Consider the following 25,734-nt stretch of genomic DNA (forward strand, 5'->3'; position numbering starts at 1 on the left):
CCCAGGTCAGCGCGATTGTCAGAGGCGAGGTGCAGGATGGACGCATGGTCAGTTCCGCACACCGAGCCCTCGACGGCTTCTCCCCCGCGACCCGCGGCTGGTTCACGGGGGCCTTCTCCGCGCCCACCGCGGCCCAGGCGGGCGCGTGGCAGGCCATCCGGGAGGGCTCGGACGTGCTGGTGGTCGCCCCGACCGGCTCCGGCAAGACGCTGGCCGCGTTCCTCGCCGCCCTGGACCAGCTCGCCTCGGCACCTCCTCCGGCCGACCCGAAGAAGCGCTGCCGTGTGCTGTACGTGTCACCGCTGAAGGCCCTCGCGGTCGACGTGGAGCGCAATCTGCGCAGCCCCCTTACCGGCATCCGCCAGGAGTCCGTGCGCCTGGGCCTGCCCGAGCCGGAGGTCAAGGTCGGCATCCGCTCCGGCGACACCCCGGCCGCCGAGCGCCGCGCCCTGTCCACCCGCCCGCCGGACATCCTGATCACTACCCCGGAGTCCCTGTTCCTGATGCTGACGTCGGCCACGCGGGACGCGCTGACCGGCGTGGAGACGGTGATTTTGGACGAGGTGCACGCGGTGGCGGGCACCAAGCGCGGCGCGCATCTCGCGCTCTCCCTGGAGCGCCTGGACGAACTGCTGCCGAGGCCGGCCCGCCGCATCGGCCTGTCCGCGACCGTCCGCCCGGTCGACGAGGTGGCCCGTTACCTCTCGCCGCGCCGCAAGGTGGAGATCGTCCAGCCGGAGTCCGGCAAGGAGTTCGACCTCTCCGTCGTCGTCCCGGTCGAGGACCTGGGCGAGCTGGGCGGCTCCCCGGTCGCCGAAGGCGGCGAGGGCGCGGAGCGGCCGTCGATCTGGCCGCACGTCGAGGAGCGGATCACCGACCTGGTGCAGGCCCACCGCTCCACGATCGTGTTCGCCAACTCCCGCCGGCTCGCGGAGCGCCTGTGCAACCGGCTCAACGAGATCGCGTACGAGCGGGCGACCGGCGAACCCCTGGACGAGCACCACTCGCCGGCCGAGCTGATGGGCGGCTCCGGCGCGGCCCACGGCGCGCCCCCGGTCATCGCCCGCGCCCACCACGGCTCGGTCTCCAAGGAACAGCGCGCCCTGGTCGAGGAGGACCTCAAAGCGGGCCGCCTCCCGGCCGTGGTCGCCACCTCCAGCCTCGAACTGGGCATCGACATGGGCGCCGTGGACCTCGTCGTCCAGGTCGAGTCGCCGCCCTCCGTGGCCTCCGGCCTCCAGCGCGTCGGCCGCGCGGGGCACCAGGTGGGCGCGGTCTCCACCGGCGTGGTCTTCCCCAAGTACCGGGGCGACCTCGTCCAGGCCGCCGTGGTCACCGAGCGGATGCGCTCCGGCTCGATCGAGTCCCTGAAGGTCCCGGCCAACCCCCTGGACGTCCTCGCCCAGCAGGTGGTCGCGATGACGGCGCTGGACAGCTGGCAGTTCGACGACCTGCTCGCCGCGGTCCGCCGCGCCGCCCCCTTCGCCTCACTGCCCGAGTCCGCGTTCACGGCCGTCCTGGACATGCTCGCGGGCCGCTATCCGTCCGACGCCTTCGCCGAGCTGCGCCCGCGCGTGGTGTGGGACCGGGTGACCGGCACGATCACCGGCCGGCCGGGCGCCCAGCGCCTCGCCGTGACCTCCGGGGGCACGATTCCCGACCGCGGGCTCTTCGGGGTCTTCCTCGCCGGTTCCGACCCCAAGAAGGGCGGCGGCCGGGTCGGCGAACTCGACGAGGAGATGGTCTACGAGTCCCGGGTCGGTGACGTCTTCACGCTCGGCACGAGCTCCTGGCGCATCGAGGACATCACCCGCGACCGCGTCCTGGTCTCCCCCGCGCCGGGCGTACCGGGCAGGCTGCCCTTCTGGAAGGGCGACCAGCTCGGCCGCCCGCTCGAACTGGGCCGCGCGGTGGGCGCCTTCCTGCGCGAGGTCGGCTCGCTGCCCAAGGACGACGCCCGGCTCAGGCTCCTGGCGGCCGGCCTCGACGCGTGGGCGGCGGACAACGTCCTGTCGTACCTGGACGAGCAGCGTGAGGCCTGCGGCCACGTCCCGGACGACCGCACGATCGTCGTGGAGCGCTTCCGCGACGAGCTCGGCGACTGGCGCGTGGTCGTGCACTCCCCCTTCGGTGCCCAGGTGCACGCCCCGTGGGCGCTGGCGCTCGGCTCCCGCCTGTCCGAGCGGTACGGCATGGACGCGCAGGTCATGCACGCCGACGACGGCATCGTGCTGCGCCTGCCGGACGCCGATCTGATGGGCCTGGAGCTGCTCGACCAGGAACCCGTGAAGACCGGCACTTCGCCGGGCACGGAGTACGACGCCGACCAGGCGCCCGTCGGTGCGGCGGACGTCGCCTTCGACAAGGGCGAGGTCGACCAGGTCGTCACCGACCAGGTCGGCGGCTCGGCGCTGTTCGCGTCCCGGTTCCGCGAATGCGCCGCGCGCGCCCTGCTGCTGCCGCGCCGCAACCCCGGCAAGCGCACCCCGCTGTGGCAGCAGCGCCAGCGCGCCGCCCAACTGCTGCAGGTCGCGAGCGAGTTCGGCTCCTTCCCGATCGTGCTGGAGGCGGTCCGCGAATGCCTCCAGGACGTCTTCGACGTCCCCGGGCTCGTCGAGCTGATGGGCGACATCGAGTCCCGCAAGGTGCGCCTGGTCGAGGTCACCACACCGGAGCCCTCCCCGTTCGCCCGCTCCCTCCTCTTCGGGTACGTCGCGCAGTTCCTGTACGAGGGCGACTCACCGCTGGCCGAGCGCCGCGCCGCGGCCCTGTCGCTGGACTCACGGCTGCTGGCCGAGCTGCTGGGCCAGGCGGAACTGCGCGAACTGCTCGACGCGGAGGTGCTGACCGAGCTGGAGCGGGAGCTGCAGTGGCTCTCCGAGGACCGCCGTGTCAAGGACGTCGAAGGCGTCGCGGACGTGCTGCGCGTGCTCGGGCCGCTCACCGACGCCGAGCTGGCCGAGCGGGGCGCCGAACCGCAGTGGGCGCGGGAGCTGGCCGGGGCCCGCCGTGCCATCCAGGTCCGGATCGCCGGCGCCGACCACTGGGCGGCGATCGAGGACGCGGGCCGCCTGCGCGACGCCCTCGGCACGGCGCTGCCGGTCGGCGTCCCCGAGGCCTTCACCGAACCGGTCAAGGACCCGCTCGGCGACCTGCTCGCCCGCTACGCCCGCACCCACGGCCCGTTCACCTCGGCCACGGCGGCGGCCCGCTTCGGCCTGGGCGTGGCGGTCACGGAGGGCGCGTTGCAGCGGCTGGCCGCGAACGGGCGTGTCGTCCAAGGGGAGTTCCACCCGGCGGGCATCGGCCAGGAGTGGTGCGACGCGACGGTCCTGCGCCGTCTGCGCCGCCGGTCGCTGGCCGCCCTGCGGCACGAGCTGGAGCCGGTGCCGCCGGCCGCGCTGGCGCAGTTCCTGCCGCAGTGGCAGCACATCGGCAAGGGCCACGGCCTGCGTGGCGTCGACGGACTGGTGCGTGCCGTCGAGCAGTTGCAGGGCGCGTCCGTGCCCGCGTCCGCCCTGGAGAAGCTGGTCCTGCCGTCGCGGGTGGCCAACTACACCCCGTCGATGCTGGACGAGCTCACCGCCGCCGGTGAGGTGGTGTGGGCGGGCGCGGGCGCGCTGCCCGGCAAGGACGGCTGGGTCTCCCTCTATCTGGCGGACGCGGCCCCGCTGCTTCTGCCGCCACCGCACCCGCTGGAGCCGACCGCCCTGCACCAGTCCGTCATGGACACCCTCTCCGGGGGGTACGGCCTGTTCTTCCGTCAGATCGCCGACCAGGTGCGCGCCACCACCCACCCCGACGTCACCGATCCCCAACTGGCCGACGCCGTCTGGGACCTGGCCTGGTCCGGACGGCTCACCAACGACACCCTCGCCCCGATGCGCTCCCTGCTGGGGTCCGGCCGCACCGCCGGTTCCACGGCCCACCGCGCCAAGCGCGCCGTCCCCCGCGGGCGCTACGGCTCCCTGACGGCCGCCGCCCGCTCCGCCTCCCGCAGCGGGCCGCCGACCGTCGCGGGACGCTGGTCCCTGCTCCCCGGGCGCGAGGCGGACCAGACGGTGCGCGCCCACGCCCTGGCCCGCACCCTCCTCGACCGGCACGGCGTGGTCACCCGGGGCGCGGTCGCCGCGGAGGGCGTCGAGGGCGGTTTCTCGGCCGTGTACCGCGTCCTGTCCGCGTTCGAGGAGACCGGCCAGGCCCGGCGTGGGTACGTGGTGGAGGGGCTCGGCGCCGCGCAGTTCGCGATGGACGGAGCCGTGGACCGCCTGCGAGCGGTGTCCAACGCCCGCGACCGGGGCGACGGCCTGCCCGGCCCGGGCTTCGGCGGCGCCGGATCCCAGCCCTTCGGCGCGCCCGACGGCCACCCGGGACTCCCCGACCCCTTCGGCCAGGGCGACGGCGAACATGGCATCGCCGACTTCACCGCCGACCTCGACTGGCCGGCCGACCACCCCGCCGCCCCGGGCGACTACGTCTCCCCCCGGGACATCGCCGCCGACTTCTCCTCGCCCGGCTACGGCGGCCCCCGCAGCGGCCCCGCCTCCCCGTACGGATCCGGCTACGGCACGCCGCGTACCCGTACCCCCTCGGCTCCCGACTCCCGGGCGGTCGTGCTGGCCGCCGCCGACCCGGCGAACGCCTACGGCGCGGCCCTGTCCTGGCCCGAGCCGCCGGCCGGGGCGGGGCACAAGCCGGGCCGGAAGGCGGGGTCGCTGGTGGTGCTCGTCGACGGCGAGCTGACGCTCTACATGGAACGCGGCGGCAAGACACTGCTGGCCTGGCCCTCCGCGCCGGACGCCGAGGCGAGCGACGATCCCCGCCTGCGCGCCGCGGCGGACGCCTTGGCGGCGGCGGCCCGCGCGGGCACCCTCGGCACGGTCACGGTGGAGCGCGTCAACGGCGCCTCGGCCCTCACCTCCCCCATCGGCGCCCTCCTGGAAGGAGCGGGATTCATCGCCACCCCGCGCGGCCTGCGGCTCAGAGCATGATCCGCGGGTGCACAGCGCCGTCCGCCGCGGTTCACGGCGCCGTGTCACCCTTGACGCATGCCCGAAGGTGACACGGTCTGGCAGACCGCGAGGCGGCTGCACGGCGCCCTCGCGGGCAGGGTGCTGACCCGCAGCGACCTCCGGGTGCCCCGGTTCGCCACGGCCGACCTCACCGGCCGTACGGTCCTGGACGTCACCCCGCGCGGCAAGCATCTGCTCACCCGGATCGAGGGCGGCCTGACGCTCCACTCGCATCTGCGGATGGACGGCTCCTGGAAGGTGTACGAGCCCGGTCGGCGCTGGACCGGCGGCCCCGCCCACCAGATCCGCGCGATCCTCGGCACCGAGGACCGCACCGCCGTCGGCTACCGCCTCCCCGTGCTCGAACTCCTGCGCACCACCGACGAACACCGCGCCGTGGGCCACCTCGGCCCCGATCTGCTCGGCCCGGACTGGGACCCGGACCGCGCCCTCGCCAACCTCCTCGCGGACCCGGCCCGCCCGCTCGGCGAGGCCCTCCTCGACCAGCGCAATCTGGCCGGCATCGGCAACGTCTACAAGTGCGAGCTCTGCTTTCTGCTCGGCGCCAGCCCGTGGCTGCCCGTGGGCGCCCTGCCCGCCGACCGCGCCGCGAAGCTGCCCGCGCTCGCCAAGAAGCTGCTGGAGACCAACCGCGACCGCCCGCTGCGCAGCACCACCGGCCACCGCGGCCAGGATCTGTTCGTGTACGGCCGGGCGCCCCGCCCGTGCCTGCGCTGCCACACCCCGGTCCGGGTGGCCGACCAGGGCGACGGCTCCCGCGAGCGTCCCACCTACTGGTGCCCGGCCTGCCAGCCGGGCCCCGCACCGGCGCCGGGCTCCCCGCAGGAGCAGCGGATCCGCCCCCGTACGACCAATTGACGGCCCGTCAGAAACGCTCGTACCGTCGCTGCATGCCCGTCAAGGCGTACGACCTCACCGGACGCACCGCATTCGTCACCGGCGCCGCCAGTGGCATCGGCCGGGCCTCGGCCGTCCTGCTGGCCGAGGCGGGTGCGACGGTGCACTGCGCCGACCGGGACGCGCGGGGCCTGCACGAGACGGCGGCCCTCGTCGAGGAACGTGGCGGCACCGCCCGCGTCCACCCCCTCGACGTCACCGACCGCGCCCGGCTCGCGCAGGCGGTCCGCTCCTGCGAGCGACTGGACGTGATGGCGGCGGTCGCCGGGATCATGCACAGCAGCCCGGTCCTGGAGACCCGGGACGAGGACCTCGACCGGGTGCTGGACGTCAACTTCAAGGGCGTGCTGTACGCCTGCCAGGAGGCGGCCCGGCTGATGCTCGCCCGGAACATCCGGGGCAGCATCATCACCATGGCCTCGGGCGCGATCGACACCGGCGGACCGGGGCTGCTCTGCTACGGCGCCGCGAAGGCGGCCGTGGTGCAGCTGACCAAGACGCTGGCCACCGAGGTCGGCCGGCACGGCATCCGCGTCAACGCGGTCGCCCCCGGCTGGATCCGCACACCGATGACCGACCGCCACGACCACGCGGCCCAGGCACACACCGAGTCCCTGATGGCCCGGATGTCCCCGCTGGGCCGGGTCGGCGAGGCCGAAGACATCGCGCACGCCGTGCTGCACCTGGCGTCGGACGCGTCGTCCTTCACGACGGGCCAGATCCTGCGTCCCAACGGCGGTGTGGCGATGCCCTGGTGACGTCTCCCGCCCGCCAGGCGCCCACCCAGCGCCCCACGGCCACGGCTCCCACCGCCCGCGCCTTCGGCACACAGTGCACCGGCAGCAGACTCAGCCCCCAGCCCCCGGCGGCGACGGCCCCCTCCAGTACGCCTCCGTCACCCACGGCGACCCGCAGCACGGCCCACCACCACACCGTCCCGAACGCCAGCACGACCCCCCAGCGCACTATCCGCCCCACCATGGCCCGCCACCTCCAGCCGGACGCCGGAACGCCGCCGAACCCGCTGAGGAGGCGCACCACAGCTCACTGACGCGACGCTCACGCGTTCTCGGCCTGGAACATCCAGTGGTGCTTCTCGAGATCCGCCGTGATGGCGATGAAGATGTCCTGGGACACCGGATCCGCGTCCCCGGTCGCCCCGACCCGCTCCCGCATCCGTATGATCACCGCGCCCAGCGCGTCCACGAGCACCCGCACCGCGTCCGTGTCCTTGACCCAGCCCGAGGGAGCGGCCCCGATACCGCTGTCGGCGGCCACGGTCGCCGCCCGCCCGTCGGGCGGGACGCCCAGGGTCGAGGCCCGTTCCGCGACGGTGTCGGAGTAGGTCCGGGCGGTGTCGACCACCTCGTCGAGCTGGAGGTGGATGGAGCGGAACCTGGGGCCGACGATGTTCCAGTGGATCTGCTTGGCGACCAGCGAGAGGTCCAGCAGGTCCACGAGGGCGCCCTGCAGCGCCCCCGAGACGGTCTTCAGTGCCGTCTCGGGCAATGGACTCTTCACGACGGACATGCGCAGCCTCCCATGCATCGGCCCCGTCACGTCCCTCCACCATGACCGCGCCACCGGGCACCGGCAAACGGAGGCGGAAGCACGAAGGCCCCGGCCGGGGCTCCTCGGGGTCTCCCCGAAGGCGGCCCCGGCCGGGGCCCCACACGTGTCGCGTCAGGCGGCGACGACATCCACCGCCTCGGCGGGCGCCTTGATGGTCACCCGTTCCGGTGGCACACCGGTCACCGACACGGAACCCAGCATCGGGCGAACCGGCGTGGGTACGGGCTCGGTGGCCGCAGCAGACTGGGCCAGCTCGGCGAGGGCGAGCTCGTCGCTCACTTCCCGCATGAGCTCGGACATCCGTACGTCCAGCGCGTCGCAGATGGCGGAGAGCAGCTCGGAGGAAGCCTCCTTCTGCCCCCGCTCCACCTCGGAGAGATAGCCGAGCGAGACTCGGGCGGACGAGGAGACTTCGCGCAGAGTACGGCCCTGGCGCTGGCGCTGCCGACGCAGCACGTCACCCAGCAGGCGACGGAGCAGAATCATCGGTGGCTCCCTCCTCGGACCGCGTAGCCGCATCCTTCTCGCCCCACCGTACCGCCTTGCGCCGCGGCCGTGCGGGGAGCGATGTCGTGTTCACTCAGGGCTGCAAACATCAAAACCCCCCGTTCCGTTCCGTATCCTGTGCCCGCTCATTCCCGGTCTGTTCGCTCGCAAGCCGCTCGTGAAGCAGTGCGAGTACGCTCCGTACACTCTCCATACGAATTTCCGCACGGTCGCCGTTCAACCTCAGAGCCGCGACTTTTCCGCCACCGGCGGAACCGGAATCGGTCCCGAACGGCCCGTCCACGGCCACGAAGACCGTCCCGACGGGGTGGCCGTCCTGCGGGTCCGGACCCGCGACTCCGGTCGTCGCGAGTCCCCAGTCGGCGCCCAGCGCCTTGCGGACTCCGGCCGCCATCTGGGCCGCGACCTGCGCGTCCACCGCCCCGCACCGGGCCAGCAACGCGGAGTCGACACCCAGCAGCTCATGCTTGAGGTCGGTGGCGTAGGCGGTGACCGAACCCCGGAACACCTTGGACGCCCCGGGAACGGTCGTGATCTCCGCCGCGACCAGGCCACCGGTGAGCGACTCGGCGACGGCGAGCGTCTCACCCGTCACCGTCAGTAGTCGCACCACTTCAGTGGCCGTGGAACTCACGCTTCCGTCTCCTCCAACGCTGCCCGTCGCTCGGCGATTCCCTGTCGGCGCAGCACAATGGCCTGTCTCACATAGTCGAGACCGGTCACCACGGTCAGAACGACCGCCAGCGCCATCACCCAGAACCTCAGGGTCGCCAGCCACCCCGTCAGCGCCAGCACGTACATCCCCACGGCCACGCCCTGGGTGAGCGTCTTCAGCTTGCCGCCCCGGCTCGCCGGAATGACGCCGTACCGGATGACCAGAAAACGCAGCAGTGTGATCCCGAGTTCCCGGCCGAGGATGACGGCCGTGACCCACCACGGCAGATCGCCCAGCGAGGAGAGGCAGATCAGCGCCGCCCCCATGATCGCCTTGTCGGCTATGGGGTCGGCGATCTTCCCGAAGTCGGTGACGAGGTTGTACGTACGCGCCAGATGACCGTCGAACAGGTCGGTGATCATGGCGACGGCGAAGGCCGCCCAGGCGAGCGAGCGCCACGCCGGGTCGTACCCGCCGTCGGCCAGCATCAGCGCCACGAAGCCGGGCACCAGCAGCAGCCGGAGCATGGTCAGCAGATTGGCGACGTTCCAGACGCTGGCCTGGTTGACGGCCGCTGCCGCCAGCTTCGCGCCCCGCGCCGGCCTGGAACCGTCACCGGAAGCGGACCCGCGGGAAGCGGAGCCGGATCCCGAACCAGCCGCCGCCCCGGAAGCGCCCACCGCACCGGAAGCACCGGCGGAGCCCGCGGCGCCCTGCGCGCCGGAGGAACCGCCCGCGGCGGATGCCGGGACTCCGGTCATCTGCCCGCCTCCTCACTACACGCGAGCGAGCCCTCGAGCGGCTCGGCCACCAGGTCGACACCTTCCGTACCGACCACCTTCGCCTCGACCATACGACCGACGCTCAGGCCCGCGCCGCTCGTGAGCAGCACCTGGCCGTCCGTCTCCGGGGCCTGGTGCGCCGCACGGCCGTACACGCCCTCCTCATCGTCCACGGACTCCACGAGGACGTGCACGGTCTCACCGACGCGCTCCTCGGCCCGCTGCGAGACCAGTTCCTCGGCGAGCCGGGAGATGTGCGCCAGCCGCTCGGCGACGACGTCCTCATCGAGCTTGTTCTCGTAGGTCGCCGCCTCCGTGCCCTCCTCGTCGGAGTAGCCGAAAACGCCGATGGCGTCCAGGCGCGCGCCGTTCAGGAAGCGCTCCAGCTCGGCCAGGTCGGCCTCGGACTCGCCGGGGAAGCCCACGATGAAGTTCGAGCGCACGCCGGCCTGCGGGGCCTTGCCGCGGATGGTGTCGAGCAGTTCCAGGAAGCGGTCGGTGTCGCCGAAGCGCCGCATCGCGCGCAGCACGCCGGGCGCGGAGTGCTGGAAGGACAGGTCGAAGTACGGGACGACCTTCGGGGTGGCGGTCAGCACGTCGATCAGGCCGGGGCGCATCTCGGCCGGCTGGAGGTAGCTCACCCGGACCCGCTCGACGCCGTCGACCTCCGCCAGCTCGGGCAGCAGGGACTCCAGCAGGCGGATGTCGCCCAGGTCCTTGCCGTAGGAGGTGTTGTTCTCGGAGACCAGCATGATCTCCTTGACGCCCTGCTCGGCCAGCCAGCGCGTCTCGTTCAGCACGTCGCTCGGGCGGCGCGAGATGAAGGAGCCGCGGAAGGACGGGATGGCGCAGAAGGAGCAGCGCCGGTCGCAGCCGGAGGCGAGCTTCACCGAGGCGACCGGCGAGCCGTCCAGACGGCGGCGCAGGGGCGCGCGGGGGCCCGACTGCGGGGCCAGGCCCTCGGGAAGGTCCGTCGGGGCGCCGTGCCCGGGCAGGGCCACGTCGGTCGCGGACTGCCGCTCGGCCGGGCTGATCGGCAGCAGCTTGCGCCGGTCGCGCGGGGTGTGGGCGGCGTGGATCCCGCCGCTCAGGATGGTCTGCAGGCGGTCGGAGATGTCCGTGTAGTCGTCGAAGCCGAGCACGCCGTCGGCCTCGGGAAGGGCCTCGGCGAGCTCCTTGCCGTACCGCTCGGCCATGCAGCCCACCGCCACGACGGCCTGGGTTCTGCCGTGCCCCTTGAGATCGTTGGCTTCCAGGAGGGCGTCCACGGAGTCCTTCTTGGCGGCCTCGACGAAGCCACAGGTGTTGACCACGGCGACATCGGCGTCCGCGGCGTCCTCGACGAGATTCCAGCCGTCCGCCTCCAAACGGCCTGCGAGCTCCTCCGAGTCCACCTCGTTACGGGCGCAGCCAAGAGTGACGAGTGCGACGGTACGGCGTTCAGGCATGGGCTCAAGACTACTTCGTCCCGCTGACACCCCACGTCGACGGGGTTGGCCGATCTTGGCCAACCCCGTACGGTGACGCCCCTTCGGGCCGCTTGTGCCCAGTGGCCGCTAGCCCACCTCGGGGTCGCCCTTGGTGTACGTCAGCCGTTCCACGGAGCCGGGCTGGAAGTCGTCCTCGATCTTCTTGCCGTTGACGTAGAGCTGGATGGCACCGGCGTCGCCCAGGATGAGATTGATCTTCGAGCTGTCCTGGAAGGTCTTGGAGTCGCCCTTCTTCAGGAGTCCGTCGAAGAGCATGCGCCCATTGTGGTCCTTGGCGGAGATCCAGCTGCGCCCGTTCACGGCGCTGACCTGGACGGTCACCTTGTCCTGGGGTGCTGCGGCGATGGCGCTGTCGGACGGCTCGGCCTTCTGGTCGGCGGGCTTGTCCTTCTTGGGGGTGGGCGAGGCGGGCTTGCCGGTGGTGGATGTGGACCCCTCGGCGACCTGGGCCTTCGCGTCGTTGCCGGAGTCGCCGCCCTTGACGACCGTGAACCCGACGAAGCCGATCACGGCGACGATCGCGGCGACCATGGCCGCGGTCCAGTTGGGTCCGCGCCGCTCGGGGCGGATACGTTCCGCCTCGAAGAGGGGGGCGGCCGGGGTCGGCGCGGGGCGCCCTCCGTGCTCGGCGTCGTACTGCGCGATCAGCGGGGCGGGATCGAGGTGCACGGCCTTGGCCAGGGTCCGGATGTGGCCGCGGGCGTAGACGTCGCCGCCGCAGGGGCCGAAGTCGTCCGCCTCGATGGCGTGCACGATGGCGATGCGGACCCGGGTGGCGGTGCTGACGTCGTCGACGGTGAGCCCGGCGGTGATACGGGCCTGTTTGAGGGCGCGGCCGACGGAGGTACGGGCTTCCTGGGACTCGTCTGGGAACGGACGCTCGTCTTCGGGAGAGTTGCCGATGGACACGGGGGCGCCTTTCGAGCGTTGAGCCACCTGTGCTGGAGGATCAGTCTAGGAGGGGTGTGAAAGGGTGGGGCAACCGGGCGGTGGGGCCTTGTACGCCATCGGTATGGCCCGACATACCGACGACGGGCCAGGCACGAAACCCAGATTGGGGCCCGCACCTGTCCTCTCGCTCAACTTGACGTGCGACAAAGGGAAACGGTTGCCCGCCGGTCTCTAACGGGTGGATCACGACGCTGCCGCCACCCCGCCCGTCCCCGGCCACCGGACGGCCGGTGTCCCTTGTAGGACGAATCCTTACCCCTCAGACTCCCCGCGTATCACCGCGAGCACGCCGTCCAGGTCATCGGGTTTCACAAGAACGTCACGAGCCTTGGAGCCCTCGCTGGGGCCGACGATGCCCCGGGACTCCATGAGGTCCATGAGCCGGCCCGCCTTGGCGAAGCCGACGCGCAGCTTGCGCTGGAGCATGGAGGTCGAGCCGAACTGCGTGGAGACGACCAGTTCGGCCGCCTGGCACAGCAGGTCGAGGTCGTCGCCGATGTCCTCGTCGATCTCCTTCTTCTGCTTGGTGCCGACCGTGACGTCGTCCCGGAAGACCGGCGCCATCTGGTCCTTGCAGTGCTGGACGACGACCGCGACCTCCTCCTCGGTCACGAACGCGCCCTGCATTCGGGTCGGCTTGTTCGCCCCCATCGGCAGGAACAGACCGTCACCCTTGCCGATCAGCTTCTCGGCGCCGGGCTGGTCCAGGATGACCCGCGAGTCGGCGAGGGAGGAGGTGGCGAAGGCCAGGCGCGAGGGCACGTTCGCCTTGATCAGACCGGTGACCACGTCGACCGACGGGCGCTGCGTGGCGAGCACCAGGTGGATGCCGGCCGCGCGCGCGAGCTGCGTGATGCGCACGATCGCGTCCTCGACGTCGCGCGGCGCGACCATCATCAGGTCGGCGAGCTCGTCGACGATCACCAGCAGGTACGGGTACGGCTGGAGTTCCCGCTCGCTGCCCTCCGGGGGCTTGACCTTGCCCTCGCGCACGGCGCGGTTGAAGTCGTCGATGTGCCGGTAGCCGTAGGCCGCCAGGTCGTCGTAGCGCAGGTCCATCTCGCGCACCACCCACTGGAGCGCCTCGGCGGCCCGCTTGGGGTTGGTGATGATCGGCGTGATCAGGTGCGGGATGCCCTCGTAGGCGGTCAGCTCGACGCGCTTGGGGTCGACCAGGATCATCCGGACGTCCTCGGGGGTCGCCCGCATCATGACCGAGGTGATCAGGCAGTTGATGCAGGACGACTTGCCGGAGCCGGTGGCGCCGGCCACCAGCATGTGCGGCATCTTCGCCAGCGAGTGCATGACGTAGCCGCCCTCGACGTCCTTGCCGAAGGCGACCAGCATCGGGTCGTCGTCCTCCGCGGACTCCGCCAGGCGCAGCACGTCACCGAGGTTGACCATCTCCCGGTCGGTGTTCGGGATCTCGATGCCGACCGCCGACTTGCCGGGGATCGGGCTGATGATCCGCACGTCCGGGCTGGCGACGGCGTACGCGATGTTCTTGGTCAGCGCGGTGATCCGCTCGACCTTCACGGCGGGGCCGAGCTCGACCTCGTAGCGCGTGACCGTGGGACCGCGGGTGAAGCCGGTGACGGCCGCGTCGACCTTGAACTCGGTGAAGACGTTGGTGAGCGAGGCGACGATCGCGTCGTTGGCGGCGCTGCGCGACTTGCCGGGGCCCCCGCGCGTGAGGAGGTCGAGGGAGGGCAGCGCATAGGTGATGTCGCCGGAGAGCTGGAGCTGCTCGGCCCGGGGCGGCAGGTCGCGGGGCTGCTCGGGGGCGGACTTGGTGAGGTCGGGGACCGGGCCGGTTCTGGGCTTGTCCTGCTTGGGGCGTGCGGCCGGGGCGGGGACGGGCGTCGCGGTCGGCTCGGTCGGCTCGGGCGCCGGGGTCGGGACGGGCGTCGGCGTCGTGTCCTCGCGGTCGCCCACGCTCACGCCCTGGGTGAGGTCGGCGACGATCCGCGAGGGCGGCATGCCGTGCAGGACGGCGCCGTCGAGGTCGGCCGCGGCGGCCGCCGCGATGTCCACGGCGTCCAGTTGCCGGTCCATGGCGGGCTGCGGCACGGCGGAACGCCTGGGGCGGCTCCGGCGCTTGGCGAGGGCGTCCTGCTCGGCGCCATCGGGGTCGTACGCCTGGGGGGCGCTTTGGCGCCTGCGGGGGCGCGCGGGCAGCGACTCGCGCCACTGGTCCTCGTACCGCTGGTCGTCCTGGATGAACTCGTCGAACTCGTCCTCCACGGGGCCGTGCAGGATGCCCAGGCGTACGCCGAGCGCGCGCAGCCGCTGCGGGACGGCGTTGACCGGGGTGGCGGTGACGACGAGCAGCCCGAAGATCGTGAGCAGCACGAGCAGCGGTACGGCCAGCACGTCGGTCATGGTGTACGTCAGCGGGGTCGCCGCGCCCCAGCCGATCAGGCCGCCCGAGTCCCTTATGGCCTGCATGCCGTCACTGCGGGCGGGCGAGCCGCAGGCGATGTGGACCTGGCCGAGAACGCCGATGACGAGCGCGGACAGGCCGATCACGATCCGGCCGTTGGCCTCCGGCTTCTCGGGGTGCCGGATGAAGCGCACGGCGATCACCGCGAGCAGTATCGGCACCAGCAGGTCGAGGCGGCCGAAGGCGCCGGTCACCAGGATCTCCACGAGGTCCCCGACCGGACCGCGCAGATCGGCCCAGGTACCGGCGGCGACGATCAGCGCGATACCGAACAGCAGCAGCGCGACGCCGTCCTTGCGGTGGGCCGGGTCCAGGTTCCTGGCGCCCTGCCCTATGCCGCGGAAGACGGCGCCGACGGCGTGCGCCAGGCCCAGCCAGAGGGCGCGCACCAGCCGGTAGACGCCCCCGGTGGGACTGGGGGCCGGTTTGGGCGCCGGCGCGGCCTTCCTCGCCGCGGCCTTCTTGGCGGGCGCCTTCTTCGCCGGAGCCTTCTTGGCGGCGGCCTTCTTCGCCGGAGCCCTCGCCGGAGAAGCCGCCTTCTTGGCGGGCTGCTTCTTGGCTGCGGAGGGACGTGAGGCCATGGATGTGAGATTACCGGTGGAGACAGCAGCGGACACGTGTGCCCACTGCTTCACCCGTTCGTGTCGCCCGTGTGTGAGCGGGGAACTGACGTCCGCTCATGCGCAACCGCCGCCCCACCGGGCGTCAGTTCTGCGCAGGCATCGTTGTCCCGCTGCCCGTGCCCGGCTCCAGGGCGTCGAGCGCGCGGCGCAGTCCGGTGAGTTTGCGTTCGAGATGGGCGGCGGTGGCCACCGCCGCCGCGTCCGCCGACTCGTCGTCCAGTTGCTTGGACAGGGCCTCGGCCTGCTCCTCCACGGCCGCGAGCCGGGCGGACAGTTCGGCGAGGAGGCCGGCCGACTCCTTGCCGCCGCCGACCGCGTTCTTGCCGCCGCCGCCCTCCAACTGGAGTCGCAGCAGCGCCGCCTGCTCCCGCAGCTGGCAGTTCTTCATGTACAGCTCGACGAAAACGGAGACCTTCGCGCGCAGCACCCACGGGTCGAACGGCTTGGAGATGTAGTCCACCGCGCCCGCCGCGTAGCCCCGGAAGGTGTGGTGCGGGCCGTGGTTGATGGCGGTGAGGAAGATGATGGGGATGTCCCGGGTCCGTTCCCGCCGTTTGATGTGCGCGGCGGTTTCGAAACCGTCCATTCCCGGCATCTGGACGTCCAGCAGAATGACCGCGAAATCGTCCGTGAGCAGTGCTTTGAGCGCTTCCTCCCCGGACGATGCCCGCACCAGCGTCTGATCGAGCGCAGAGAGGATGGCCTCCAGCGCCAGCAGATTCTCCGGCCGGTCATCGACCAGGAGGATCTTGGCCTTCTGCACCATGGCCCGCCCTCCTCGCCCCGGCGGTACACCGGGCGCCGCCCCAGGGGACGACTCCGTTTCGCCGCCCGTCCTTGTGCCGGTCATGGTAGCCGCACCCCGCCTGTCGCCACACCCTGTCACCGTGATGTCACTGTGCACATAGCAGAAACGCGGCGGGAGACCAGAAGGTTCCCCGTTTCCCGCACTTCCACACCGCTGTGGCCACCCTGAGTCAACAACTGCCGGTGCGCGCCGAAGGTTCCCGGCACCTTCACTCGACTTTCACCGAACCCCGGCCTCGCGATCCCCGAGCGACCGCCCGGCAGTCACCCGGCGGTCACCCAGCGATCACTCCGCACGCATCCACTGCTCCATCACGGACAGCAGGTGATCGGGGTCGACCGGCTTCGTCACATAGTCGGACGCACCCGACTCGATCGCCTTCTCCCGGTCGCCCTTCATCGCCTTCGCGGTCAGCGCGACGATCGGCAGCCCGGCGAACTGCGGCATCCTGCGGATCGCCGTGGTGGTCGCGTACCCGTCCATCTCGGGCATCATGATGTCCATCAGCACCACCGCCACGTCGTCGTGCTGCTCCAGCACCTCGATGCCCTCGCGGCCGTTCTCCGCGTACAGCACGGACAGGCCGTGCTGCTCCAGGACGCTGGTGAGCGCGAACACGTTGCGGATGTCGTCGTCGACGATCAGCACCTTCTCACCGCCGAACCGCACCGTGCGGTGCGCCGGATGCGCCGCCTCCTGCTGCTCCGCGACCGGCCAGTGCTCGATCCGCTCCTCCCTCACCGGAGCACCCCGGCGCCGGCGCCGGAAGAGCGCCGGGGCACCGTTCTGGGTCTCCCGGTACGACCTCACCTCGGCCGGCGTCTCGACCTCCGCGGCGGACAGCTCGGAGCGCTGGGCCTCGGAGGCGACCAGCTCGCCCGCCTCCAGCGCGGGCAGCGCCTGCTGGTAGCCCTGCGGCGGCAGTTCGCTGGGGTGCAGCGGCAAATAGAGCGTGAACGTCGAGCCGCGTCCCGGCTCGCTCTGCGCGTGGATCTCACCGCCGAGCAGCTGCGCGATCTCCCGCGAGATCGACAGCCCGAGACCGGTACCGCCGTACTTCCGGCTGGTCGTACCGTCCGCCTGCTTGAACGCCTCGAAGATCACCCGCATCTTGCTGGCCGCGATGCCGATCCCGGTGTCGGTCACCGAGAAGGCGATCAGATCCGCGTCGGGATCGGTGAGCGAACCGGCTTCGAGCAACTGTTCGCGGATGGCGACGGGCACGTTCGCGCCGGCCGGCCGGATCACCAGCTCCACCGACCCGGAGTCGGTGAACTTCACCGCGTTGGACAGCAGGTTCCGCAGCACCTGCAGCAGGCGCTGCTCGTCCGTGTGCAGCGTGGCGGGCAGCTCGGGCGAGACCCGTACGGACAGGTCCAGGCCCTTCTCCGCGGTCAGCGGCCGGAAGGTGGCCTCCACGTAGTCCACGAGCTGGACGAGCGCGATACGCGTCGGGGAGACGTCCATCTTGCCCGCCTCGACCTTCGACAGGTCGAGGATGTCGTTGATCAGCTGCAGCAGGTCGGAACCGGCCCCGTGGATGGTCTCGGCGAACTCCACCTGCTTCGGGGAGAGGTTGCCCTCGGCGTTGTCGGCGAGCAGCTTGGCCAGGATCAGCAGCGAGTTCAGCGGCGTACGCAGCTCGTGCGACATGTTGGCCAGGAACTCGCTCTTGTAGCGCATGGAGACCGCGAGTTGCTCGGCGCGCTCCTCCAGGACCTGCCGCGCCTCCTCGATCTCGGTGTTCTTGACCTCGATGTCGCGGTTCTGCCGGGCCAGCAGCTCGGCCTTCTCCTCGAGTTCGGCGTTGGAGGCCTGCAGGGCCTTCTGCCGCTGCTCCAACTCCTCCGAGCGGAGACGGAGTTGTTCGGTCAGCTCCTGCGACTGCCGCAGCAGCACCTCCGTCTTGGTGTTGACGGAGATGGTGTTGACGCTGGTCGCGATCATCTCGGCGATCTGGTTGAGGAAGTCCTTCTGGATGTGCGTGAACGGCGTGAAGGAGGCCAGCTCGATCACGCCGAGCACCTTGCCCTCGAACAGCACCGGCAGCACGATCACCTGCGCGGGCGGGGCCTCGCCGAGCCCGGAGGAGATCTTCAGGTAGCCGCTGGGGGCGTTCTCCACGATGATCGTGCGCTTCTCCTCGGCCGCGGTGCCGATGAGCGCCTCACCCGGCCGGAACGAGGTCGGCATGGAGCCCATCGAGTAGCCGTACGAACCGAGCATCCGCAGCTCGTACTGGTCCTCGGCCTCGGCGCTCAGGTCCTTGCCGTCGACCAGCGGCATCGCCAGGAAGAAGGCGCCGTGCTGGGCGGAGACCACCGGGGTCAGCTCGCTCATGATCAGCGAGGCCACGTCCTCCAGGTCCCGGCGGCCCTGCATCAGGGCGGAGATGCGGGCGAGGTTGCCCTTGAGCCAGTCCTGCTCCTTGTTGGCGATCGTGGTGTCGCGCAGGTTGGCGATCATCTTGTTGATGTAGTCCTGCAGTTCCTGGATCTCGCCGGAGGCGTCGACGTCGATCTTCAGGTTCAGGTCGCCGCGGGTCACCGCGGTCGCCACGCGCGCGATGGCACGTACCTGCCGGGTCAGGTTCCCGGCCATCTCGTTCACCGACTCGGTCAGGTCCCGCCAGGTGCCGTCGACGTCACGCACGCGTGCCTGGCCGCCGAGCTGCCCCTCGGTGCCCACCTCGCGGGCGACCCGGGTGACCTCCTCGGCGAAGCTGGACAGCTGGTCGACCATGGTGTTGATCGTCGTCTTGAGTTCGAGGATCTCACCGCGGGCGTCGATGTCGATCTTCTTGGTCAGGTCACCCTTGGCGATGGCCGTGGTGACCATCGCGATGTTGCGCACCTGGCCGGTCAGGTTGGACGCCATCTGGTTCACCGATTCGGTGAGGTCCTTCCACGTGCCGGCCACACCCGGCACGCGCGCCTGACCGCCGAGGATGCCGTCCGTGCCCACCTCGCGGGCCACCTTGGTCACCTGGTCGGCGAACGAGCTCAGCGTCTTGACCATCGTGTTGATCGTGTCGGCGAGCTGTGCCACCTCGCCGCGCGCCTCGATCGTCACCTGCCGGGTCAGATCACCGTTGGCGACCGCCGCCGACACCTGGGAGATGTTGCGCACCTGCATGGTCAGGTTGTTGGCCATCAGATTGACGTTGTCGCTGAGGTCCTTCCAGATGCCCGTGACGCCCGGCACGTGCGCCTGGCCGCCCAGGATGCCCTCCGTGCCCACCTCGCGGGCCACCCGGGTCACCTGCTCGGCGAAGCTCGACAGCTGGTCAACCATGGTGTTGACCGTGGTGACGAGCTCGAGGATCTCGCCCTTGGCGTCAACGGTGATCTTCTTCGACAGGTCGCCCTTGGCGACCGCGGTGGTGACCTCGGCGATGTTGCGCACCTGGATGGTCAGGTTGTTCGCCATGAAGTTCACGGACTGCGTGAGGTCCTTCCAGGTGCCCGCGACCCCCTGGACCTCGGCCTGGCCGCCGAGCATGCCCTCGGTGCCCACCTCGCGCGCGACGCGCGTGACCTCCTGGGCGAACGACGACAGCTGGTCGACCATCGTGTTCAGGGTGTTCTTCAGCTCCAGGATCTCCCCGCGCGCGTCCACGGTGATCTTCTGGGACAGGTCACCGCGCGCCACCGCGGTCGCGACCTGCGCGATGTTGCGCACCTGGGCGGTGAGGTTGCCGGCCATGCCGTTCACCGAGTCGGTCAGGTCACGCCACACACCGGCCACGCCGGGCACCTGCGCCTGACCGCCGAGGCGGCCGTCGGTACCCACCTCGCGGGCCACCTTGGTCACCTGGTCGGCGAAGGCGGAGAGCTGGTCGACCATCGTGTTGATGGTGTTCTTCAGCTCCAGGATCTCCCCGCGCGCGTCGACGTCGATCTTCTGCGACAGGTCACCGCGGGCCACCGCGGTCGTCACCTGCGCGATCTGCCGCACCTGGGAGGTGAGGTTGCCCGCCATGAAGTTGACGGAGTCCGTCAACTCCTTCCACGTACCGGAGACGCCGTCGACCCGCGCCTGACCGCCCAGGCGGCCCTCCGTACCCACGTCCCGGGCCATCCGGGTCACCTGGTCGGCGAAGCTCGACAGCTGGTCCACCATCGTGTTCACGGTGTTCTTCAGCTTGAGCATCTCGCCGGAGACGTCCACGGTGACCTTCTGCGACAGGTCGCCGTTGGCCACCGCCGTCGTCACCTGGGCGATGTTGCGGACCTGACCGGTGAGGTTGCGGAACGCGGTGTTGACGGAGTCCGTCAGGTCCTTCCACGTGCCCGCCGCGCCCGGCACCTGCGCCTGACCGCCCAGCTCACCCTCGACACCGATCTCCCGGGCCACACGCGTGACCTCGGCACCGAACGACGACAGCTGATCCACCATCCCGTTGACGGTGTTCTTCAGCTCCAGCATCTCGCCGGCCACGTCGACGGTGACCTTCTGCGAGAGGTCACCGTTGGCCACGGCGGTCGTCACGGCGGCGATGTCCCGCACCTGAGTGGTGAGATTGCGGAACACGGTGTTGACGGAATCCGTCAGGTCCTTCCACGTACCCGCCGCGCCCGGCACGTTCGCCTGCCCGCCGAGGCGCCCCTCGGCCCCGACCTCGTTGGCCACACGCGTGACCTCGTCGGCGAAGATCCGCAGCGTCTCGGTCATCTGGTTGATCGTCTCGGCGAGCTGCGCGACCTCGCCGCGCGCCGGCACCGTCACCTTCTGCGACAGATCACCGTTGGCCACGGCCGTGGTGACCTGGGAGATGCCTCGCACCTGGGCGGTGAGATTGCCCGCCATGGTGTTGACCGAGTCGGTGAGCTCCTTCCACACACCGGCCACCCCGGGCACCTGCGCCTGACCGCCCAGAATGCCCTCGGTGCCCACCTCACGGGCGACCCGGGTCACCTCGGAGGAGAAGGAGGACAGCTGTTCCACCATCGTGTTGACGGTGTTCTTCAGCTCCAGCATCTCGCCGGCCACATGCACGGTGACCTTGCGTGACAGGTCACCCCGGGCGACCGCCGTGGTCACCAGCGCGATGTCCCGCACCTGGGCGGTCAGCCGGTTGGCCATCGTGTTGACGGACTCCGTCAGGTCCTTCCACGAACCGGACATACCGCGCACCCGGGCCTGACCGCCCAGCTTGCCCTCGGTGCCGACCTCACTGGCCACGCGCGTGACCTCGTCGGTGAACGTCGACAATTGGTCGACCAGGTTGTTGACGGTCCGCCCGACCCTCAGGAACTCGCCCCGCAGCGGATGCCCGGGCCCGTCCGGCGTCTGCGTCCTGAGCTCCATCCGAGGCGACAGATCGCCCTCGGCCACCGCGGTCAGGACCCGGCCGACCTCGGACACCGGTCGTACGAGATCGTCGACGAGCGCGTTGGAGGCGTCGATGGCGGCCGCCCAGGACCCCTCGCAGGCCCCCGTCTCCAGCCGCTCCGTGAGCTTGCCCTCACGACCCACCATGCGCCGCACCCGCGACAGCTCACCTGTAAGGTGCAGATTGCGGTCCGCCACCTCGTTGAACACGGCCGCGATCTCCGAGATCACGCCGTCCCCGGACACCGTGAGCCGCTTGCGGAAATTCCCGTCCCGCATGGCCACGAGAGCCACCAGCAACCGGTCCAGGGCGGCGGTGTCCACCTGCGTGGTCCCGCCCCGCCGCCTGCTCTGGGACGGTCCGTTCTTCGCGCGCGTCTTCGTGCCCCGCGTCGCTGCGCCAGACTCCACTGTGTCCCTCCCGCAGGGATCGACCGTTACTGCTGTGCTCGGGTACCGCTGTACCGCGTACCGCTTACTGATGCGTATTTCTGACAGACGGCATGCGCCCGCACCAGGGGCTGCTGCCCGCCGTACACGGAACGCACTCAACCTGCCCGGACCTTCATCTGAAGCTTGCCCAGTGTTTCACCCCGGCCGAACCAGGCCATAACAGTTCGGCAGCTTCGCACATCGTCCGCACACCCTGGGGGCGTAATCACCGCCGACCGGCATCCGCACGGACCGCGAAGGTAAGTAACCTTGCATGCGGCTGTCCAGCCGCACCGGTCCGTCCGGCCTGGGCGGTGGCACGAGAACGAGCGGGCATCGGAGGGCGGCCGCAGACCATGACCACCGGACTGATCCCCGGGGGACAGCCCCCGGACCCCCGGCCGACGGGTACGCGGATGCCGCATCAGCGGCGCGAGCCCGACGGCCCCGGATCCCTGCACGTCGACAACCGGTCGAGGAGTTCTGTGATCACCGCGCGCGCGGCCGCCAGCTTCGAGCCCGTCGGACGATCGGTCGCGACCGCCCGGTCCTTCGTCCGCGACACCCTGCAGGGCTGGGGCTTCGCCGACATCGTGGACGACGCGGTGGTCCTCACCAGCGAACTGGTGACCAACGCGGTGGTGCACGCGGGAACCACCGCGGACGTCCTGTGCCTGCGCAGCGAGGACGGCGTACGCATCGAGGTGGCGGACCGCTACCCCGAGCGCGAGGTGCCCCTCCAGGGCGCGGCGGCCACCATGGGCAGTCCCGACCGCGAGGGCGGGCGCGGACTGCAGCTGTGCGCGGCCCTGGCCGCCCGCTGGGGCGTGGAGTACACGCCCACGCACAAGAACGTCTGGTTCCAACTCGACCTGCCCGAACGCCCGGTCGGCACCCGCGCCGCCGGCCCGTCCCTCCCCGCCGACCTCCTCCCGCTGGCCGACGGCCGGGTCCGCGTCGCGGTCGTGCAGATCGACCGCAAGGGCTCCATCGCGGCCTGGAACGAGGACGCCGAGGAGCTGTTCGGCCACACCGCCGCACAGGTGACCGGCAGGCCCCTGACCGACTTCGCGGCCTGGCCGCACACCCCGGGCACCGGCACCGGCATCGCCGAGGCGCTCCAGCTCTCGCGCTGGGAAGGCAGTTACGGCATCCGCGCCGCCGACGGCCGGGTCACGCCCGTGTACGCCTCCCACCTCCGGGTGCGGGACACCGGCGGCGAACCCTCCACGGTCTGCCTCCTCGTACGGGACCACGAACGCGCCGTCCTCCAGACGCCGTCCCGCGTCCCGTCCTCCGATTCGGCCTCGACCGCCGACGGCCAGAGCACCGACCCCTTCGAGGTGTTCATCGGCTCCCCCGCGCCGGACGACCTCGACGGCCTCCTGCAGCGCACGGTGGAACGCGCCCGTGACATGCTCGACGGCGACGCCGCCTTCCTGCTCCTCGCGACCGACGACGAGACGGAGTTGGAGGTCCGCGCCTCCACCGGCCTGCCCTCCGCCCGCCAGCGCTTCGCCCGCGTCCCCGTCGAGGCGGGCCCCGGCCGCTACGGCTCGGCCCGGATGCCCGCCGTCCACGACGACCTCACCGTGGTTCCGGGCGCCGTTCCCCTCCTCAACGACACGGGCATGCGCTCGGTCGTCACGGTCCCGCTGAAGGTCGAGGGCCGTCTCACCGGTTCCCTCGGCGTCGCGGCGGAGGCTCCGAGCAGATACTCCAACGAGGAGGCGCTGCGCCTGCAGTTCGCCGCCGACCGGATCGCCCTGGCCGTCGAGTCGGCCCGCCTCGGCGAGCTGGAGCGGCTGCGCCGCGGCTCCCTGAGCTTCCTCGTCGAGGCGTCCGACCTGCTCGCCGGCACCCTGGACCGCGACCAGACCCTCGCCCTGATGGCGCAGATGACAGTGCCGACCCTGGCCACGTGGTGCGCCGTCTACACCATCGCCGACCAGGCCTCCGAGCCGTACCTGTCGTACGTCCTGCACGAGGACGAGGAGCTCATCGACGGCATCAAGTCCCTGCTGTCGAAGGTCCCGCCGCCCGACCCGGTACCCACACCGGGCGCCCGCGTCTGGTCGGCCCCCGGGGAGCTGGCCCACCAGGCGGCGCTGCGCAGTTCGATGCGCAGTCTGGGCCTGACCGGCGGGCCTACGTACCAGATCTCCACGGGCATCGGTCCGACCCTCGCCACGGCCTCCGCGGTCGGCGGCGAGACGGTCGTCCTGCCCCTGGTCGCCCGCAACCGCGTCATCGGCATGCTGACCCTGGGCAAGCCCACCGACGAGCACTTCCGCCAGGAGATCCTGGAACTGGCCGAGGACCTCTCGCGCCGGGCCGCGCTGGCCCTGGACAACGCCCGCCTGTACTCGGAGCGCACGGCCATCAGCCAGGCCCTCCAGCGCAGCCTCCTGCCGCCCGGGCAGCCGCAGATCGACGGCGTCGAGGTCGAGGTCATCTACCGTGCGGCCGGCGAGGGCAACGAGGTCGGCGGAGACTTCTACGACGTCTTCCCGATCAGCGACGACGCGTACGGCTTCGCCATCGGCGACGTCTGCGGTACGGGCCCGAACGCGGCCGCGGTCACCGGCCTCGCCCGGCACGCGCTGCGTCTGCTGGCCCGCGAGGGGCTGAGCGGCCCAGCGGTCCTGGAGCGGCTGAACTCGGCGATCCTCGACGAGGGCGCCCGCAGCCGCTTCCTGACGCTCCTGTACGGCGAGTTGAGGCCGAGGGAGGACGGCAGCGCCGAGCTGAAGGTGGTCTGCGCCGGACACCCGCTCCCGCTGCGCCTGCGCCCGGACGGCACGGTGGAGGCGGCGGCCGAGCCTCAGCCGCTCCTCGGTGTCATCGAGGACCTGGAGTTGTACGAGGAGACGGTCACCCTGGATCCGGGCGACGTCCTGCTGTGCGTGACGGACGGCGTCACCGAACGCCGCGAGGGCACCCGCATGCTGGGCGACGACGGCCTGGCCGAGGTCCTCACCACCTGCACGGGCCTCACGGCGGGCGCGGTGGCCGCCCGGATCATGCGTGCGGTGGAACGCTTCGCTTCCGACGCCCCGTCCGACGACATGGCGATCCTGGCGATGCGCGTTCCGGGCATCCACAAGGAGTAGGCCCGGGGCCGGACATGAAAAGACCCCGCCCGGGTGGGCGGGGTCTTTCGTTTTGAGCCCCCAAACGGAATCGAACCGTTGACCTTCTCCTTACCATGGAGACGCTCTGCCGACTGAGCTATAGGGGCCTGTCGCCTTTCGAGGTTTCCCTCGCGGCAACGGAATAGATCATACCCCGAACGGACTCGAGTTCCCAAACTCGTTCACCGTACGCTCAGCGCCTCTCAGAAGGCAGGCTGGAGCAGTCCTCCGAGGGCATTGCACGCGGACACGATCCGCTGCATCTCCCGCTTCGTCAATGCGGCCTCCACGGGCAGTGCCAGCGTCTCGTCGGCGGCTCGCTCGGTCTCCGGCAGCGCCACGCACCGCCGGAATTCCGGCAGCCGGTGCACGGGCGTCTTCACCGGCACCCGGCACTCAACGCCCTTGGCCCGCACGGCGCGCGCGAAGGCGTCGCGGTCCGGCCTTCCGTTGCCGGGCACCCGCACCACGTACTGCTGGTAGGTGTGCCCGTCACCGCCGTCGGGCGTGCGTACGCCCCTGAGCTTGGCGTCGAGGTAGGCGGCCCGCTCCCTGCGCTGGGCTACCTCGTCGTACGGCGCCTCGGACTCCCCTTGCTCCAGCACGAGCAGCCCGTGTCGCCGGCCCACCCCGTGCAGCCGCGCGAGGTCGGCCCGCCGTCCGAAGCGGTGGACGACAACGACGGCCGCGGTACGGGGAGTTATGGCTGCCTCGACGGCCGAGACGTCGAGGCAGTACGTCGCCGGATCTATGTCGGCGAACACCGGAAGCGCACCGGCCAGGGTCACGGCCTCGGCGACCTCCACGTTCCCGAAGGCCGGGACGACGACCTCGTCACCGACTCCGACGCCGGCGGCCCTGAGCATTGCAGCAGTACCCATGAGAGCGATGCTGGTTGCGGAACGTGAACTTCAAGTGACGCAAACCAAAAAAGGGTTGGTCCCCGAACCGAAGTTCGGGGACCAACCCTCTCAAAGTTTGTTCGGCGGCGTCCTACTCTCCCACAGGGTCCCCCCTGCAGTACCATCGGCGCTGTGAGGCTTAGCTTCCGGGTTCGGAATGTAACCGGGCGT

15 protein-coding genes, 1 tRNA gene and 1 rRNA gene are annotated in these 25,734 nt (G+C 71.2%); 4 read left to right on the plus strand and 13 right to left on the minus strand.

The features are described 5' to 3' along the window. Positions 1–44: 44 nt before the first annotated feature. The 3 genes from ACZ7L0_RS04690 to ACZ7L0_RS04700 are packed head-to-tail and all read left to right on the plus strand — an operon-like array spanning position 45 to position 6,688. Positions 45–4,991, plus strand: a complete 4,947-nt coding sequence (locus ACZ7L0_RS04690) for an Lhr family ATP-dependent helicase (RefSeq protein ID WP_471240938.1) — start codon at positions 45–47, stop codon at positions 4,989–4,991. Positions 4,992–5,048: 57 nt separating this feature from the next. Continuing rightward, positions 5,049–5,891, plus strand: coding sequence for an Fpg/Nei family DNA glycosylase (locus ACZ7L0_RS04695; RefSeq protein ID WP_471240939.1), 843 nt, complete (start codon positions 5,049–5,051; stop codon positions 5,889–5,891). Between the two features lie 32 nt (positions 5,892–5,923). Next, positions 5,924–6,688, plus strand: coding sequence for an SDR family NAD(P)-dependent oxidoreductase (locus ACZ7L0_RS04700; RefSeq protein WP_471240940.1), 765 nt, complete (start codon positions 5,924–5,926; stop codon positions 6,686–6,688). Here ACZ7L0_RS04700 and ACZ7L0_RS04705 read toward each other — a convergent pair. The 10 genes from ACZ7L0_RS04705 to ACZ7L0_RS04750 form a co-directional block, all read right to left on the minus strand. Beyond that, positions 6,636–6,911 (minus strand): hypothetical protein, encoded by a 276-nt coding sequence (locus ACZ7L0_RS04705; RefSeq protein WP_471240941.1) that lies wholly within the window; start codon positions 6,909–6,911, stop codon positions 6,636–6,638. The genes ACZ7L0_RS04700 and ACZ7L0_RS04705 overlap by 53 nt on opposite strands. Before the next feature lie 78 nt (positions 6,912–6,989). Further along, entirely contained in the window at positions 6,990–7,460 is a 471-nt protein-coding gene (locus ACZ7L0_RS04710) for a Dps family protein (protein ID WP_471240942.1), read from the minus strand. A 153-nt stretch (positions 7,461–7,613) separates the two neighbouring features. Continuing rightward, positions 7,614–7,988: a helix-turn-helix domain-containing protein gene (locus ACZ7L0_RS04715; RefSeq protein WP_030178264.1), complete on the minus strand. Its 375-nt coding sequence runs from the start codon at positions 7,986–7,988 to the stop codon at positions 7,614–7,616. Between the two features lie 109 nt (positions 7,989–8,097). Then, positions 8,098–8,643: a CinA family protein gene (locus ACZ7L0_RS04720; protein ID WP_471240943.1), complete on the minus strand. Its 546-nt coding sequence runs from the start codon at positions 8,641–8,643 to the stop codon at positions 8,098–8,100. Further along, a complete protein-coding gene (gene pgsA, locus ACZ7L0_RS04725) occupies positions 8,640–9,425 on the minus strand; it encodes a CDP-diacylglycerol--glycerol-3-phosphate 3-phosphatidyltransferase (protein WP_471240944.1) in 786 nt (261 codons plus the stop codon). Before pgsA ends, ACZ7L0_RS04720 begins: the two co-directional genes overlap by 4 nt. Continuing rightward, complete coding sequence (gene rimO, locus ACZ7L0_RS04730) at positions 9,422–10,894, minus strand: 30S ribosomal protein S12 methylthiotransferase RimO (protein ID WP_471240945.1); 1,473 nt, start codon at positions 10,892–10,894, stop codon at positions 9,422–9,424. The genes pgsA and rimO overlap by 4 nt, the downstream gene beginning before the upstream one ends. 108 nt (positions 10,895–11,002) lie before the next feature. After that, positions 11,003–11,845 (minus strand): helix-turn-helix domain-containing protein, encoded by an 843-nt coding sequence (locus ACZ7L0_RS04735; protein ID WP_471240946.1) that lies wholly within the window; start codon positions 11,843–11,845, stop codon positions 11,003–11,005. Between the two features lie 294 nt (positions 11,846–12,139). Continuing rightward, positions 12,140–14,911: a DNA translocase FtsK gene (locus ACZ7L0_RS04740; protein ID WP_471240947.1), complete on the minus strand. Its 2,772-nt coding sequence runs from the start codon at positions 14,909–14,911 to the stop codon at positions 12,140–12,142. A gap of 124 nt (positions 14,912–15,035) precedes the next feature. Beyond that, positions 15,036–15,719: a response regulator gene (locus tag ACZ7L0_RS04745; protein ID WP_471240948.1), complete on the minus strand. Its 684-nt coding sequence runs from the start codon at positions 15,717–15,719 to the stop codon at positions 15,036–15,038. 327 nt (positions 15,720–16,046) lie between these two features. Further along, the gene (locus ACZ7L0_RS04750) at positions 16,047–21,506 is read right to left on the minus strand and encodes a HAMP domain-containing protein (RefSeq protein WP_471240949.1); all 5,460 of its coding nucleotides are present in this window, start codon (positions 21,504–21,506) and stop codon (positions 16,047–16,049) included. Positions 21,507–21,883: 377 nt separating this feature from the next. Between ACZ7L0_RS04750 and ACZ7L0_RS04755 the strand changes: the two genes are divergently transcribed. After that, on the plus strand, positions 21,884–24,640 hold the full coding sequence (locus ACZ7L0_RS04755; RefSeq protein WP_471240950.1) for a SpoIIE family protein phosphatase: 2,757 nt from the start codon (positions 21,884–21,886) through the stop codon (positions 24,638–24,640). A 55-nt stretch (positions 24,641–24,695) separates the two neighbouring features. Here the strand turns inward: ACZ7L0_RS04755 and ACZ7L0_RS04760 are convergent. The 3 genes from ACZ7L0_RS04760 to rrf form a co-directional block, all read right to left on the minus strand. Further along, positions 24,696–24,768: transfer RNA gene (locus ACZ7L0_RS04760), tRNA-Thr, on the minus strand. A gap of 96 nt (positions 24,769–24,864) precedes the next feature. After that, complete coding sequence (locus ACZ7L0_RS04765) at positions 24,865–25,527, minus strand: DegT/DnrJ/EryC1/StrS family aminotransferase (RefSeq protein ID WP_471240979.1); 663 nt, start codon at positions 25,525–25,527, stop codon at positions 24,865–24,867. A 114-nt stretch (positions 25,528–25,641) separates the two neighbouring features. Next, positions 25,642–25,734, minus strand: a 5S ribosomal RNA gene (gene rrf, locus ACZ7L0_RS04770); the annotation flags it as partial.

The sequence above is a fragment of the Streptomyces sp. NPDC039424 genome, assembly GCF_055639495.1.